The organism is Nonomuraea deserti (assembly GCF_004348685.1).
GTDB classification, from domain to species: Bacteria; Actinomycetota; Actinomycetes; order Streptosporangiales; family Streptosporangiaceae; genus Nonomuraea; species Nonomuraea deserti.
Genome location: NZ_SMKO01000050.1, coordinates 17,556 through 30,470, shown reverse-complemented (window position 1 = coordinate 30,470; position 12,915 = coordinate 17,556). Strand labels below are relative to the sequence as shown.

Annotated in this window: 12 protein-coding genes; 4 read left to right on the top strand and 8 right to left on the bottom strand. The window is 71.5% G+C overall.

The features are described from left to right. The first annotated feature begins 1 nt into the window (after nt 1). The gene (locus tag E1292_RS20050) at nt 2–1,414 is read left to right on the top strand and encodes an MFS transporter (protein ID WP_132596758.1); all 1,413 of its coding nucleotides are present in this window, start codon (nt 2–4) and stop codon (nt 1,412–1,414) included. A 6-nt stretch (nt 1,415–1,420) separates the two neighbouring features. On the opposite strand, the gene E1292_RS20045 is transcribed toward E1292_RS20050, so the two are convergent. After that, on the bottom strand, nt 1,421–2,653 hold the full coding sequence (locus E1292_RS20045) for a cytochrome P450 (protein WP_132596757.1): 1,233 nt from the start codon (nt 2,651–2,653) through the stop codon (nt 1,421–1,423). Nucleotides 2,654–2,808: 155 nt separating this feature from the next. Here E1292_RS20045 and E1292_RS20040 point away from each other — a divergent pair, with 155 nt between their 5' ends. Next, the gene (locus tag E1292_RS20040) at nt 2,809–4,188 is read left to right on the top strand and encodes an FG-GAP and VCBS repeat-containing protein (RefSeq protein WP_132596756.1); all 1,380 of its coding nucleotides are present in this window, start codon (nt 2,809–2,811) and stop codon (nt 4,186–4,188) included. Between the two features lie 248 nt (nt 4,189–4,436). On the opposite strand, the gene E1292_RS20035 is transcribed toward E1292_RS20040, so the two are convergent. From E1292_RS20035 to E1292_RS20025, 3 genes are all read right to left on the bottom strand, one after another. Next, nucleotides 4,437–5,987 carry an alkaline phosphatase D family protein gene (locus E1292_RS20035; RefSeq protein ID WP_132596755.1) on the bottom strand — a complete coding sequence of 517 codons (1,551 nt, stop codon included), beginning with the start codon at nt 5,985–5,987 and terminating at the stop codon, nt 4,437–4,439. Nucleotides 5,988–6,052: 65 nt separating this feature from the next. Further along, nucleotides 6,053–6,643 (bottom strand): HAD family hydrolase, encoded by a 591-nt coding sequence (locus E1292_RS20030; RefSeq protein ID WP_132596754.1) that lies wholly within the window; start codon nt 6,641–6,643, stop codon nt 6,053–6,055. Then, entirely contained in the window at nt 6,640–7,473 is an 834-nt protein-coding gene (locus E1292_RS20025) for a hypothetical protein (protein WP_132596753.1), read from the bottom strand. The genes E1292_RS20030 and E1292_RS20025 overlap by 4 nt, the downstream gene beginning before the upstream one ends. A gap of 169 nt (nt 7,474–7,642) precedes the next feature. Between E1292_RS20025 and arfB the strand changes: the two genes are divergently transcribed. Beyond that, nucleotides 7,643–8,053 carry an alternative ribosome rescue aminoacyl-tRNA hydrolase ArfB gene (gene arfB / locus E1292_RS20020; protein WP_132596752.1) on the top strand — a complete coding sequence of 137 codons (411 nt, stop codon included), beginning with the start codon at nt 7,643–7,645 and terminating at the stop codon, nt 8,051–8,053. Between the two features lie 108 nt (nt 8,054–8,161). Here arfB and E1292_RS20015 read toward each other — a convergent pair whose 3' ends face one another. The 3 genes from E1292_RS20015 to E1292_RS20005 form a co-directional block, all read right to left on the bottom strand. Continuing rightward, nucleotides 8,162–8,701 carry an NADPH-dependent FMN reductase gene (locus tag E1292_RS20015; protein WP_165974641.1) on the bottom strand — a complete coding sequence of 180 codons (540 nt, stop codon included), beginning with the start codon at nt 8,699–8,701 and terminating at the stop codon, nt 8,162–8,164. A 105-nt stretch (nt 8,702–8,806) separates the two neighbouring features. Then, on the bottom strand, nt 8,807–10,771 hold the full coding sequence (locus E1292_RS20010; RefSeq protein WP_132596750.1) for an ABC1 kinase family protein: 1,965 nt from the start codon (nt 10,769–10,771) through the stop codon (nt 8,807–8,809). An 85-nt stretch (nt 10,772–10,856) separates the two neighbouring features. Continuing rightward, nucleotides 10,857–11,786 carry an acyl-ACP desaturase gene (locus E1292_RS20005; protein ID WP_132596749.1) on the bottom strand — a complete coding sequence of 310 codons (930 nt, stop codon included), beginning with the start codon at nt 11,784–11,786 and terminating at the stop codon, nt 10,857–10,859. Between the two features lie 77 nt (nt 11,787–11,863). Here E1292_RS20005 and E1292_RS20000 point away from each other — a divergent pair, with 77 nt between their 5' ends. After that, nucleotides 11,864–12,313, top strand: coding sequence for an NUDIX hydrolase (locus E1292_RS20000; protein WP_132596748.1), 450 nt, complete (start codon nt 11,864–11,866; stop codon nt 12,311–12,313). 23 nt (nt 12,314–12,336) lie between these two features. On the opposite strand, the gene E1292_RS19995 is transcribed toward E1292_RS20000, so the two are convergent. Beyond that, nucleotides 12,337–12,756: a hypothetical protein gene (locus E1292_RS19995; RefSeq protein WP_132596747.1), complete on the bottom strand. Its 420-nt coding sequence runs from the start codon at nt 12,754–12,756 to the stop codon at nt 12,337–12,339. Between the last annotated feature and the right edge of the window lie 159 nt (nt 12,757–12,915).

Below are 12,915 nucleotides of genomic sequence, written 5' to 3'. Positions count from 1 at the left end.
CATGACATCCGGGCCCGACGAGCTGCATGCCGGCGACCATGTCGAGCTCAGGTCGGCGCGCGGCCGCTGGATCCTGTTCGCGACGGTGCTGGGCTCGGGCCTGGCGCTGCTCGACAGCACCGTGGTCAACGTCGCGCTGCCCTATCTCGGCAGGGAGCTCGAGGCGGGCATGGCGGGGCTGCAGTGGACGATCAACGCCTACACGCTCACCCTCGCCGGGCTGATCCTGCTCGGCGGCTCGCTCGGTGACCGCTACGGCCGGCGCACGCTCTTCGTCATCGGCGTCGTGTGGTTCGCCGTGGCCTCCGCGCTGTGCGGGCTGTCGCCGAGCATCGAGTTCCTGATCGGGGCCAGAGCGCTGCAGGGCATCGGCGGCGCGCTGCTCACGCCCGGCTCGCTGGCGATCATCCAGGCGTCGTTCGTCCGGCACGACCGGCCGCGCGCCGTGGGCACGTGGTCGGGGCTCGGCGGGGTGGCCAGCGCCATCGGGCCCCTGCTCGGCGGGTGGCTGGTGCAGACCGCCGGGTGGCGGTGGGCGTTCCTGATCAACCTGCCGTTCGCGGCGCTCATCGTCTTCGTCGCCCTGCGGCACGTGCCCGAGAGCAAGGACGAGCAGGCCGCGGGGCGCTTCGACGTGCTGGGCTCGGTCCTCGCGGCGCTGGCGCTGGCCGGAATCACCTACGGGCTGATCCAGGAGGGCGCGCCGGCGCCGCTGCTCGCCGGGCTGCTGCTGGGGGCCGCGTTCGTGGCGATCGAGGTGCGCAGGTCGCCGGACGCGCTGGTGCCCGTCGACATCTTCCGCGACCGCGTGTTCACGGCCGTCAACGTGGTCACGCTGATCATGTACGCGGCCATGGGCGTGGTGTTCTTCCTGCTCGTGGTGCAGCTCCAGGTCGTCTCCGGCTTCTCCCCCATCGCCGCCGGGCTGGCGATGCTGCCCACGACGATCCTGATGATGTTGCTGTCGGGCCGGGCCGGTGAGCTGGCCAAACGGATCGGTCCGCGCTGGCCGATGACGGGCGGGATCCTGCTGGCGGGCGCCGGTTTCCTGTGGATGAGCACCATCGGCTTCGGCGCGTCCTATCCGCTCCAGGTGCTGCCCGCCGTCTTCGTCTTCGGGCTGGGACTGTCGGGCGCGGTCGCGCCGCTGACCGCGACCGTGCTGGCCACGGTCGAGGACCGCCACGCGGGCACGGCCAGCGGCGTCAACAACGCGGTGGCCCGCACCGGCAGCCTGTTCGCGGTGGCCGCGGTGCCGCCGGTCGTCGGCCTGGTCGGCGACGCGTTCGAGAACCCGCCGGTGTTCGACGCGGGCTTCAGGATGGCGATGCTGATCAGCGCCGGCATGATGGTGGTGGCGGCGCTGATCACGTTCTTCACCATCAGGTCGAACGTCCTCGTGTCCGACGACTAGCGACGGCTAGAGGGTGAACGCCTGGCTGCGCACGCTGTTGTCGAAGTTCGACAGGAGCAGCTCGGGCTCGCCGACCGAGCGGATGCCGGGCAGCCTGGTCAGCAGCTCGCGGAACATCGTCCGCAGCTCCTGCCTGGCCAGGTTGGCGCCGAGGCAGAAGTGCGGCCCGGGCCCGCCGAAGCCGACGTGCGGCTTGGCGTCGCGGGTGATGTCGAACGTGTCGGGGTCGGAGAAGACCGACTCGTCGCGGTTGGCCGAGCCGTAGAACAGCACGACCTTGTCGCCCTTCTTCAGCTCCAGGCCGCGCAGCGTGTAGTCCTCGGTGACCGTGCGCCGGAACTGCATGATCGGCGACACGTAGCGGACCATCTCCTCGATGGCGCCGTTGATGTGCGCGTCGAAGTCGCTCACCAGCAGCTCGCGCTGCGCCGGGTTGTCGGTGAGCAGCTTGATGCCGTGGGCCATCGTGTTGCGGGCCGTCTCGTTGCCCGCGACCAGGAGCAGCGCGAAGAACGAGCCGAGCTCCTTGTCGGTCAGCTTCTCCCCGTCGGGGTTGGCGTTGACCAGGAGGGAGACGAGGTCGCCCTTGGGGTCGGCGACACGCTCGTGGCCGAGCTTGATGACCATGCGCTGCAGGGCGAGCAGGGCCAGCATGTTCTGGCCGGCCATCTGGACGCTGCGGGCCAGGCTGGGTCGCACGCCGGTGTAGGCGGTGGAGATGTCGACGTGCTGGTGGACCTTGGCCCGCAACTCCTGCGGGATGTCGAGCATGTCGCAGATGACGTGGATCGGCAGCCGGGCGGCGACCTGGGAGACGAAGTCGCGCGGGCCGTCCTTGATGACGTCGTCGACGATGCGGGCGCAGGCGGCGTCGATGTCGCTCTGCAGGCCGGCCAGCATCTTCGGGCTGAACGAGCGGGTGACGATCCTGCGCAGGCGGGCGTGGCGCGGATCGTCCATGTTGACCATCGACTCCCCGAACACCTGTTTCACCCAGCCGGGCGGCTCCGGGTTGGTGACGGCGGGCTCGCTGGAGAACACCTTGGCGTTACGGCTGGCCTCGACCACGTCCGCGTGGCGTACGAGGGCGTAGAAACCCTTGCCCGAGCGGAGGAGCGGGACCTTCTTCTCCGGGAAGAACACCGGGAGCTCCAGTTGGCGGAGCCGGGCGAACGCCTCGTTGCGCTCCTTGAGCGGCTTGCGCCAGAAATCCAGATCGGCGAGGTCGATGTCGTCCACCCGACTATCCTGGCACGGTCCCGCGCCGGTCCCGACACGGGAAACCCCGCGCTCACAGGGCTCCTCGCGGGCGGCGGGCGATGTGCATCCTGCCCTCCTGGCCCGTTCTCGTGCCGTTCAGGCGTGGTTCGACCTGCCTGGTCATTACTTCCGGTATGAACGCTGTGCTCGCCGCCTGCCTGGTTCTTCCCCTCGCCGCAGGTACGGCCCCCGCCACCGCCCGGTCGTGCGGCGGTCAGCCGCTCGACTTCGACGCCGACGGGCGGCCCGACCTCGCCGTGGCCGCCCCCTACGACGCCTCCAGAGCCGGCTCCGTGTCCGTGATGTACGGCTCGGGCGAGACGGCCAAGCTCGTCCAGGACGACGCCGAACCGGGTGACGCGTTCGGCTCCGCGCTGGCCGTCGGCGACTTCAACGGCGACCGGTGCGCCGACCTTGCCGTGGGGGTGTCGGAGGAGTTCGCCGGTGAACGCGTGCCCGGCGGCGACGGGAACGGGGTCGTGCAGATCTACGACGGCTCCCCCGAAGGGCTGGTCACCGGCCGGCGACTGGCGCCTCCCAAGCCGTCCAGCGACCGGTTCGGCGCGGCCCTCGCCGCGGGCGACCTCGACGGGGACGGCAAGGACGACCTGGCCGTCGGCTCGCCCAGCCACCGGTCGGGCGGGGCCGTGACGGTGTACTGGATGAAGGGGCGCAAGCCGTACCAGATCACGCAGAAGACGCGGTGGGTACGCCAGGCGGCGCGCGTCACCGACCAGTGGGGCGCGGCGCTGACCACCGGCGACTTCGACGGGGACGGCAAGGACGAGCTGGCCGTGGGAGCGCCCGCCGACACCCTGACCGAGGACGGGCAGGGCTCGGCCACCGTCATCGACGTACGCGCGAAGCGGGCCCGGCTGCTCACGCAGAGCACACCTGGCATCAAAGGCGTCGCGGAGAAATGGGACGGGTTCGGGGCCTCGCTCGCCACCGGCGACTTCAACGGCGACGGCAAGGACGACCTGGCCGTCGGCGTACCCGGCGAAGGGCTCAGCGCGAACCAGCGGGCCATGGACTACGGCGACGGCACCGTGGACGTGCTGTACGGCTCGCGCCGCGGGCTGCGTACCGACCGGACCGAGGCGTGGTCGCAGAACACCCTCGACGGCAAGCCCCGCTACTACGACCGGCTCGGCGCCTCGCTGACGGCCGGGGACTTCAACGGCGACGGCAGGGACGACCTGGCCATCGGCGTACCCGGGGAGAAGGCCGTCCAGGTGCTGGCGGGACGTGCGGCGGGCGGGCTCACGCGGAAGGGGAACCTGCTGGTCAAGGGGAAGGGGCGCGACTTCGGCGCCTCGGTGACCGCGCTGCCCGGGTGGGGTGACGGCTACCGGCAGCTGACCCGGCGGCGCCCGGTGTACGCGCTCGTGGTGGCCGCACCCGGCCAGGGCCTCGTCATGTACGCGCCCGGCTCGCGCCGACCCGGCCTGCGGCTGGGCAAGGTGCGCCCGCTCAGCGAGGGCTCCGGCCTGTACGGCTACACCTTCGGCTGACACCGGCAGAACGGGACGCCACACCACCACGCTGCAGGCGCGAAGCGCGCTCTCCGCACGGCGGGCGCTAAGCGCGACATCACCGCACGGCAGGCACGAAGCGCGACATCACCGCGGCGGGTACGGGGCGCCGCGCCACCGCACGGTGGGTGCAGCGTTCCCGCGCGAGGGTGCGACACTTCGCGCGGCGGGCTCGGCGCCTCCCAAGGGGCGGGGTTCGGGCGGCGGGCGTGGGTTCGCGTTGGTGGTCAGCTGGGAGGGGCGGCGGCCTGGGCGGCGGCTGCGGTGGCCGGGGCGGCTGGGAGGGTGAGGCGGTGGGAGGTTTTGGCGCGGGCCCCTCGGCGGGAAATGTAGTCCAGTGTCCGGAATTCAACGGACATCTCATCACGGGTCAGTCGTGCCATCACATACCCGCGCCGCTGGTCGATGTAGGAAATATGTGGATTCTCCTGGAGGGCCTCCGCGATCCACGTGCGGTCCCGGTACCCGTCCCCGTCGCTCGCGATCGACGACGCCACCAGTTCCCTGGCCACCACCGGCGAGTCCGGGTCGTCGAAGTCCGTCTTGAGGTCGGCCAGGTGGTGCATGTGCGCGTCCCCCGTCAGCACCACCGGGTTGGAGGTGCGGGCCAGCGACTCCAGCAGCCGCGTGCGCTCGGCCGCGTAGCCGTCCCACGAGTCCAGGTTCACCTCGCGTCCGGGGCCGATCTTGTGGTCGCGGTGCGCCATCATGATCTGCTGCCCGAGCAGGTTCCACCGGGTGGCGGAGTCGTGCAGCCCGCTCTCCAGCCAGCGCCACTGGCCGGGCCCGAGGAGCGTGCGGCCGTCCGCCAGCCGCTCGTCGCACCCGGCCCGCACCCCGTCCTCGCACGCCTGGTCGTCGCGGAACTGCCGGGTGTCCAGCAGGTGGAAGCGGGCCAGCCTGCCCCACGAGACCCGCCGGTTCACCCGCAGCACCGCTCCCTGGAGGCTGGCGCGGCGCAACGGCATGTTCTCGTAGTACGCCCTGAACGCCTCACGCCGGCGCCGGGCGAAGTCCCGCGCTCCCGAGCTGGAGGCCGGACCGGCCCAGTTGTTCTCCACCTCGTGGTCGTCGAACGCCACCAGCCACGGCGCCGCCGCGTGCGCTGCCTGCAGGTCGCGGTCGCTCTTGTACTGCGCGTGCCGCAGCCGGTAGTCGGCGAGCGTGCGGCACTTGCCCGGCGTGTGGGTGCGTACGCGGCCGGTCAGCGCGGTGTAGCCGCTGGGGCCGTACTCGTACATGTAGTCGCCGAGGAAGACGACCAGGTCCGGCTCCTCCTGCGCCAGGCGGCGGTAGGCGGTGTAGTAGCCGTGCTCGTAGTGGGCGCACGCGGCCACCGCGAACGTGAGCGGCGTCTCCCCTTCGGGCGTGGTCCTGGTACGGCCGGCCGGTGAGAGCCGGCCCTCGCTCCTGAACCGGTAGTAGTAGTCGCGTCCCGGCTCCAGCCCTTTCAGCTCGACGTGGACGCTGTGGGCGTTGCGCGCCCTGGCGGTGGCGGTGCCGGATCTGACGATCGTGGCGAACCGTTCGTCGGCCGACACCTGCCAGGCGACGTCCACGTCGCGGGAGGGCATGCCGCCGCGCCCGTCGCCGTTCAGCGGGGCGACGGCCAGCCTGGTCCACAGGACGAAGCCGTCGGTCGTCGGGTCGCCGGAGGCGACGCCCAGCGTGAACGGATCGGATCTGAGGGTTCTGGCCGGGGAGGCGAGGGCCGGCCGGCTGACGGTCTGCGGGAGGAGGCCGGCTGTCGCCGCTGTCAGGAAGGCTCTGCGGTCCACGTTCCAGGTATGTCCGCCCGTGCTGACCCGGCCGTGACCGCGGAGTCAAGGACGGATGAACAGCATCAGTCGTCCTGTCCGCGCAGCGTCGCCCTCAGCGCGGCGGCGCCGGTGAAGTGCACGCCGGTCATGCCGGCCCGCTCGGCGCCCTGGACGTTCTCCAGCCGGTCGTCGATGAAGACGATCTCGGCCGGGTCGGCGTCGAGCTCGCGGGCCACCTCGTCGTAGATCTCCTTGTCGGGTTTGACCAGGCCCATCCTGCCGCTGTAGAAGCGCCGCCCGATCGCCGCGATCCAGGGCAGCTCGTCCAGGCCGTCGCCGACGCAGACGGGCGCGTTGGACAGCAGCGCCACGTCGCGGCCCGCCTCGATCAGCTCCCCCAGGACGGCGACCGTGCCCTCATCGGGATGGGCCCAGCTCGCGATGTCCATGGCGACCAGCCGAGCGGCCTCGGAGTGGGTGACGGGCCTGCCGAGCACCGCCGACCAGTAGGTGAACGGCGTCAGGCTCCCCCGGTCGAACGCGAGGCGGTGCTCCCAGTAACCGCGGTTGAACATCTCGGGGTCGGCCCCCGCGGCCCGCGCCATGGCGCCCGCGTCGGACTCGGGCTGGGGCAGGGACAGGACACCGCCATAGTCGAACACGATCCACGTCATGCCAGGAATGGTCGCAGATGCGGGTCGAGCGCCGGGCAGCCGAGGTATTTCTCGGCCGTGTGGAAGTCGATCCAGTCGAGGTTGACCAGTTCCTCGGCGTCGACGCCGGTGAAGCTCTCACGCAGCGCGGGCGGGATGGCGGCGATGTCGTCCTTGTCGGCGATGTTCACCCAGCGCCCGACGTTCTCGGGCCGCTCGCCGCGGCCGTTGATGGGGGCGGGCAAGAGGCGTTCGAAGACGACGTGGCGCATGCCGAGCGGGCTGCCGAGGGTGACCAGCAGGTCGATCTCGAGCTCGGGGTGCGCCCAGAGCGTCTCGTACGCGACGACGCTGCCGAGCGAGTGCGCGATCACCACCCTGGGCCGGTTGCGCCGGATGACGTCGGCCACGACCTGCCGGCAGCTCTCCCGCTTCGCCTGGTCGGTGAGGTAAGTTGCCACCTCGGGCGCGAACAGCTTCGCGAACGCCGCCGACCTGCCGTCCAGCCTGTCGAGCAGCCAGCCGGTGACCGATTTGAGCGCTCCGGTGATGTGCTCGCCGAGGCCCATGTTCCTGGCCCAGCCGGCGAGCACCTCCTGGGTCTGGGTCTCCACCGCCGCGACGGATGTCGGCGCGGCGTCGTCGCCCCCGTCGTCGGGCCCGCCGTGGTGCAGGTGGTGGGCGAAGTAGGCGATCTCGGCGAAGTAGGCCGCGGATTCCGCGCCGAGCGTCGCGTGCAGGTAGCGGTCCCACTTGCGGCGCATGGCCTCCGCCGCCCCGGCCGCGGACCGTCCGGCGTCCATGTAGTAGTTGTACTTGCCGATTCCGTGCACGCCGACGATGGCCGCCACGGCGCCTCCCCACCCGTGATCGTTTGATGCGCGATATTGGCATACGCCGCTTGCATCCCGCCGTCAAGCCGGTGGTCCGCCCCGTACGGGTGGGAAATGCCGTTGCGACCGGCATAGGTCGCCCGGATACGGTGACACTTCACTGAGACGTCGAACAGGAGTTTCACGCATGCCCGGCCCGCTGGTCGTCAACGACTCGGTCGTCATTCCCGACGCCGAGCTCGTCTGGCGCTTCTCGCGCTCGTCAGGCCCGGGCGGCCAGGGCGTCAACACCACGGACAGCCGCGTGGAGCTGACCTTCGACCTGGCCGCGAGCACCGCGCTGCCGCCGGCGCTCAAGGAGCGGGCCCGCGGCCGGCTGGGCGCCGACACGATCACGATCGCCGCCTCCGAATACCGCTCGCAGCTGCGCAACAGGGAGGCCGCGCGGCACCGCCTGGCCCAGCGCCTGCGCGAGGCCATCGCCCCGCCGCCCAAGCGCCGCCGCCCGACCAAGCCGAGCCGCGGCGCCGTCGAGCGGCGCATCACCGCCAAGAAGCACCGCTCCGACGTCAAGCGCCTGCGCCGCGACCCGCCTTGAGTTCTGGTTCGTCCGTCGACTCCGCACGAGCGTCAGCAGGAGGACCTGCTCCCGTCCCGGGCCGTGACCCCCACCGGTGGCCGCAGCGGCGACGCCGGGGTGTGGCGCTCAGGGCGACAGCGAGAGCACGGGTTCGAGGATCCCGGCGGGGCACAGCTGCCGGAGCACCGCGCGCACCTGGTCCCGCAGGGCGGCAGGCCTGAGGCGGCCGTACTCGTCGAAATGGGGGCAGGCGGGGGAGATCACCAGCTCGGCGCCCATGACGACCGCTCCGGCGCTCTGGAGCCGCTTGTAGAGCTCCGCCTGGGCCCACATGGCGCCGCAGGCGCGGGCACTCGCGCTCATGACCGCGACGTGCCTGCCGGACAGGCCGTCGCGGGCCGCCATCCAGTCCAGCGCGTACGTCAGCTCGGAGGGCAGCAGGCTGTGCTCGGGCGCGGTCAGCAGCACGGCGTCACCGGAGGCGACCAGGCGGGCCAGCGCGCCGGCCGGCGCGGGAACGGGACCTCGGGTGTACGGCGGGATCTCGCCCAGCCCGCGCCACTCCTCGAAGGTGATGCCGCGGGGCAGCTCGGCGCCCGCGGCGACGAGCAGCCGGTTGATAAAGGACCCCCTGTTGAGGCTGGCCGCAATCCCGATGATTTTCACCCTCTGCTCCCAAGGGGTTCCGGTGTTACCGGGAAACTGCCCGATGCCTTGGATGTCCAAGACCATCCCTCGGTCAAGAGCCCCACAGGCTTTACCGGCGAGGGCTCACAGGCGCTCGTCCGAGGCGCGGGGACGGCGGAAGATCAGCGCGAGCACGCGCAGCACGAGGATGGCCGAGATCACCAGCAGGTTGTAGCCGATGAGCTGGAACAGCGACGTCGTGCCCAGCGCGGCGGGCCCGCCGTCGATGCCGAGGAGGATGACCGCCATGATCCCGGCCGTCGCGCCGAGCACCGTGAGCAGCACCTGGTGCAGCAGGCCGGTGAGGTAGGCGCGGTCGCGGTCGTCGGCGAGCAGGCGCACGTTCACGCTGAACCTGCCGTGCTCGGCCGCGCTGGCGATGCGCTCCACACGGCGCGGCAGGCGGCGCAGCATCGGCACCAGCGCGGCCAGTTCCTGGGCGACGGACTCCTTGATCGTCTCGGGGCTCACCTGCTCGGCGAGGTAGCGGCCGGCGAACGCGCGGGCCTCGCCGATGAGGTCGAAGCCGGGCGAGAGGCGGACGAGCGTGCCCTCCAGAGTGGCCAGGGCGCGGAAGACGGCGGCCACCTCGGGCGGGATCGACAGCCCGTACGCGGAGACGATCCTGAACAGGTCGGTGAACATCTGGGCGCTGTCCATGCCGCCGGCCAGGTGCCTGGCCATGAACTGGCCGAGCGCGCGTTCGAGCGCGGCCTCGTCGATGTCCTCGGGCCTGGGCACGACCTCCAGCAGCGCGTCGGTCACGCCCAGGGGATCCTGCCGGTTCATGGCCAGCAGGAAACGCTGCAGGGCGGAGCGCACGCCGGCGTCGAGCCGGCCGACCGAGCCGAAGTCGAGCAGGCCCAGCGTGCCGTCGTCGAGCAGCATGAGATTGCCGGGATGCGGGTCGGCGTGGAAGACGCCCTCGACGAGAATCTGCCTGAGCAGGCAGTCGAGCAGGTCACGGGCCAGCTCGGGGCCGTGCTCGCGGGCGGCCGCGGTGACCGGCCTGCCCGACAGGCGCTGCATGACGAGCACCCGTTCGGTGCACAGGGCGCCGACCGGGGCGGGGTAGGTGACCCTGTCGCCCCCAGAGGTGGTGACGGCGGCCATGTTGGCGGCCTCGACCCGGAAGTCCAGCTCCTCGCGGATGGCGGTGGCGAAGCCCTCGCCCAGGTCGCGCAGGCCGAGCGAGCGGCCCCAGCGGGTCCTGGACTCCAGCGTGACGGCCAGCCGCCGGACGATGTCGAGGTCCTTGGCGACGACCGCGCCGATGCCCGGCCGCTGCACCTTGACCACCACGCTCTGACCGTCGTGGAGCCGGGCGACGTGGACCTGCCCGATGGAGGCGGCGGCCAGCGGCGTCCGGTCGAACTCGGCGAACACCTCGTCGACCGGCCCGCCCAGCTCCGCGGTGAGCACCGGCTCGATCCGCTCCCACGGCGCGGGCGCCACCTGGTCCTGCAGCCGCCCCAGCTCCTCGACGAATTCCGCGGGCAGCAGGTCGCGCCGGGTCGACAGGACCTGGCCGAGCTTGACGAACGTGACCCCGCCGTCCTCGAGCGCCTCGCGCAGCGACCTGGCCAGCCGCAGCTTGCCCGGGTGGTCCTCCAGGCGCTCACCCCGGCCCCGCAGGTAGGGGCCGAGGCCGTGCCTGATGGCGATCCTGGTGATCTGCGAGTAGCGCCTGGCCCGGGAGGTCCGGCCGCGCACGGAGCGGAACATCTCCAGCGGGCCCGGCACCGAGCCGGGCGGCACCAGCGCCTCGGCCAGCACCAGGATCACCATGGGGATGAGCACCACGCACATGATGACGAGCAGCAGCAGCCCCAGCGCCCCCGGGCCGGGCACGGCCTCCCCGTCGACCGGTCCGATGAGCCCGAGGATCGGCTCCAGCACCGGCTGCGCCAGCCCGAAGGCGACCAGGGCCGCCAGGAACGTGCGGACCATGCCGAACCTGACGTTCAGCAGCCGTTGCGCCGCCACGGCCAGCGCGATCACCGTCAGGAACGTGAAGAGCCAGATGAGCAGCTGGGCGGGGAGATCCATGGGGCGTCATCATGCCACCGACCGGCGGCGTCCTGCGCCGGGGTCATGTGCGGGCGCTCATGTGCGGGCGCTCATGTGCGGGCGCTCATGTGCGGGCGGCGGCGCGGGCGCGGCGCTCCTCCCGGCGTTCGACGAACCTGGCGGCGGTGGCGTCGGTCCTGGCCAGGAACGCCGACAGCTCCTCGCGGGCCTGCTCGCCCTCGGCGTCCAGCCCGGTCTTGTCGAACACGGCCCACTGCTTCAGCACCGGCATGAGCACGTCGTCGAGGTGGAGGCGCAGGTCGTAGATGCCCTCGTGGGCGATGATCATGGCCTTGCGGGCGAAGCCCTCCATCCCGGTGCCCGGCATCTGGAACGTCGTGACGACATCGGTGACCGAGCGCATGGTCTGGTTGGGGTCGAGCTCGAAGGCGGCCTTGAGCAGGTTGCGGTAGAAGAGCATGTGCAGGTTCTCGTCGGCGGCGATCCTGGCGAGCAGCCGCTCGCAGCCCTCATCGCCGGAGGCCCTGCCGGTGTTGCGGTGCGAGATGCGGGTGGCCAGCTCCTGGAAGGAGACGTACGCGAGCTGCTGCAGCATGGTGCCGTACTCGGTGGTGAAGCCGTGCTCCATGTGGCGCATGCGGGCCCGCTCGAGGGCGACGGGGTCGACGGCGCGGGTCACGGTGAGGTAGTCGCGCAGCGCGGTGCCGTGACGGTCCTCCTCGGCGGTCCACCGGTGCACCCAGGTGCCCCAGGCGCCGTCGCGGCCGAACGTGGTGGCGATCTCGTGGTGGTAGCTCGGCAGGTTGTCCTCGGTGAGGAGGTTGACGATGAGCGAGACGCGGGCCGCCTCGGGGATCTTGGAGTCGCCTTCCTGCCACGCCTCGCCCCCGTAGATGCCGTCGAAGTCGCGGCCTTCGCTCCACGGGATGTACTCGTGCGGGAACCACTCTTTGGCCATTTTCTCGTGGCGGTCGAGCTCCTGCGCCACCACGGGCTCGAGCTCGTGCAGCAGCTCCGTCTGAGACATCGCCATAAAAGATCTTCTCCTTCAGGTTACGGTACCGTAGGTTAGGCTACCCGAAGGACATACCGGTCAAATAGGGTGGTCGTATGCGACCGAGTGTCCGGGGCGTCCTTCTCGACGACGACGAGCGGCTGGTGCTCTTCCGGCGCACGGTGCCGGGCCGCGACGTCTACTGGTCGGTGCCGGGCGGCCACGTCGAGCCGGAGGACGGCTCGCTGGTCGACACGCTGCGCCGCGAACTGCTCGAGGAACTCGGCGCCACGGTCTTCGGGGTGACGCCGCTGGTCACCGTGTCGTACGCGTGGAAGAACGCGGTCAAGACCCAGCACGTCTTCGGCTGCCGGCTGGCGTCGATGGACCCCGGGCTGCGGCACGGGCCGGAGTTCGAGGATCCGTCGCGCGGGGTGTACGAGGTGGTGCGGGTGCCGCTGGACCGCGAGGAGATCACCACGCGCCACCTGGTGCCCGAGGCGGTGGCGGACTACCTGTCGTCCGCCATCACCCAGCTCCCCCGGCTCATCGGCCAGGACGCGTGACCCGCGGCGGGCACCGGACGCCTTCAGTCGTTCTCCCGCTTCAGCAGGCGGTCGAGCTTGATGCCGAGATCGGTCATCTCGGACCGCAGGGAGTTGAACTCCTGCTCCAGCCCCGCCCGGACGGCCGCGAACTCGTCGGCGACCATGCCCTCACCCGCCCCAGGGCCGAACGGCCAGGCGCTCACCTCCCGCCGGATGGCCGCGACCTCTGTCTCGACGGCCGCGAACTGCTCGACCATCTCGACCCTGCCGTCCGCGAGCGCGGACTGCACCGCCGCGACGTCCGCCCGCAGGCTCCTGGTCCGGTCGCCGATCTCGCGCAGGAACTCCGCCTGGCGGTCGGGCTCCCCGGGGCGCCCGATCGCCACGACCCCGTGCCGGACGCCCGTCTCAAGCTCTTCGACACGGAGTTTCAGGTCGAGAATCTCCGCCCGCATGTCCACGCACGCCTACCTCTGCCATGACCGGATGGGAACGCGGCCGCCAGCACCGGCGGCCGCGTTTCTGTCATCATATGGTCGCAGCGAGTAGCCGGGTCCGGTGTTCACCGTAACGGCCGGGTGTGATTTCCTCCCCCGCCACGCGGGCCGTCAGACGGGGCC

Excerpts from the sequence above, each read along its gene's own strand:
- E1292_RS20050 (WP_132596758.1), top strand. The coding sequence starts at position 2 with ATGACATCCGGGCCCGACGAGCTGCATGCCGGCGACCATGTCGAGCTC.
- E1292_RS20040 (WP_132596756.1), top strand. The coding sequence starts at position 2,809 with ATGAACGCTGTGCTCGCCGCCTGCCTGGTTCTTCCCCTCGCCGCAGGT.
- E1292_RS20030 (WP_132596754.1), bottom strand. The coding sequence starts at position 6,643 with ATGACGTGGATCGTGTTCGACTATGGCGGTGTCCTGTCCCTGCCCCAG.
- arfB (WP_132596752.1), top strand. The coding sequence starts at position 7,643 with ATGCCCGGCCCGCTGGTCGTCAACGACTCGGTCGTCATTCCCGACGCC.
- E1292_RS20010 (WP_132596750.1), bottom strand. The coding sequence starts at position 10,771 with ATGGATCTCCCCGCCCAGCTGCTCATCTGGCTCTTCACGTTCCTGACG.
- E1292_RS20005 (WP_132596749.1), bottom strand. The coding sequence starts at position 11,786 with ATGGCGATGTCTCAGACGGAGCTGCTGCACGAGCTCGAGCCCGTGGTG.
- E1292_RS20000 (WP_132596748.1), top strand. The coding sequence starts at position 11,864 with ATGCGACCGAGTGTCCGGGGCGTCCTTCTCGACGACGACGAGCGGCTG.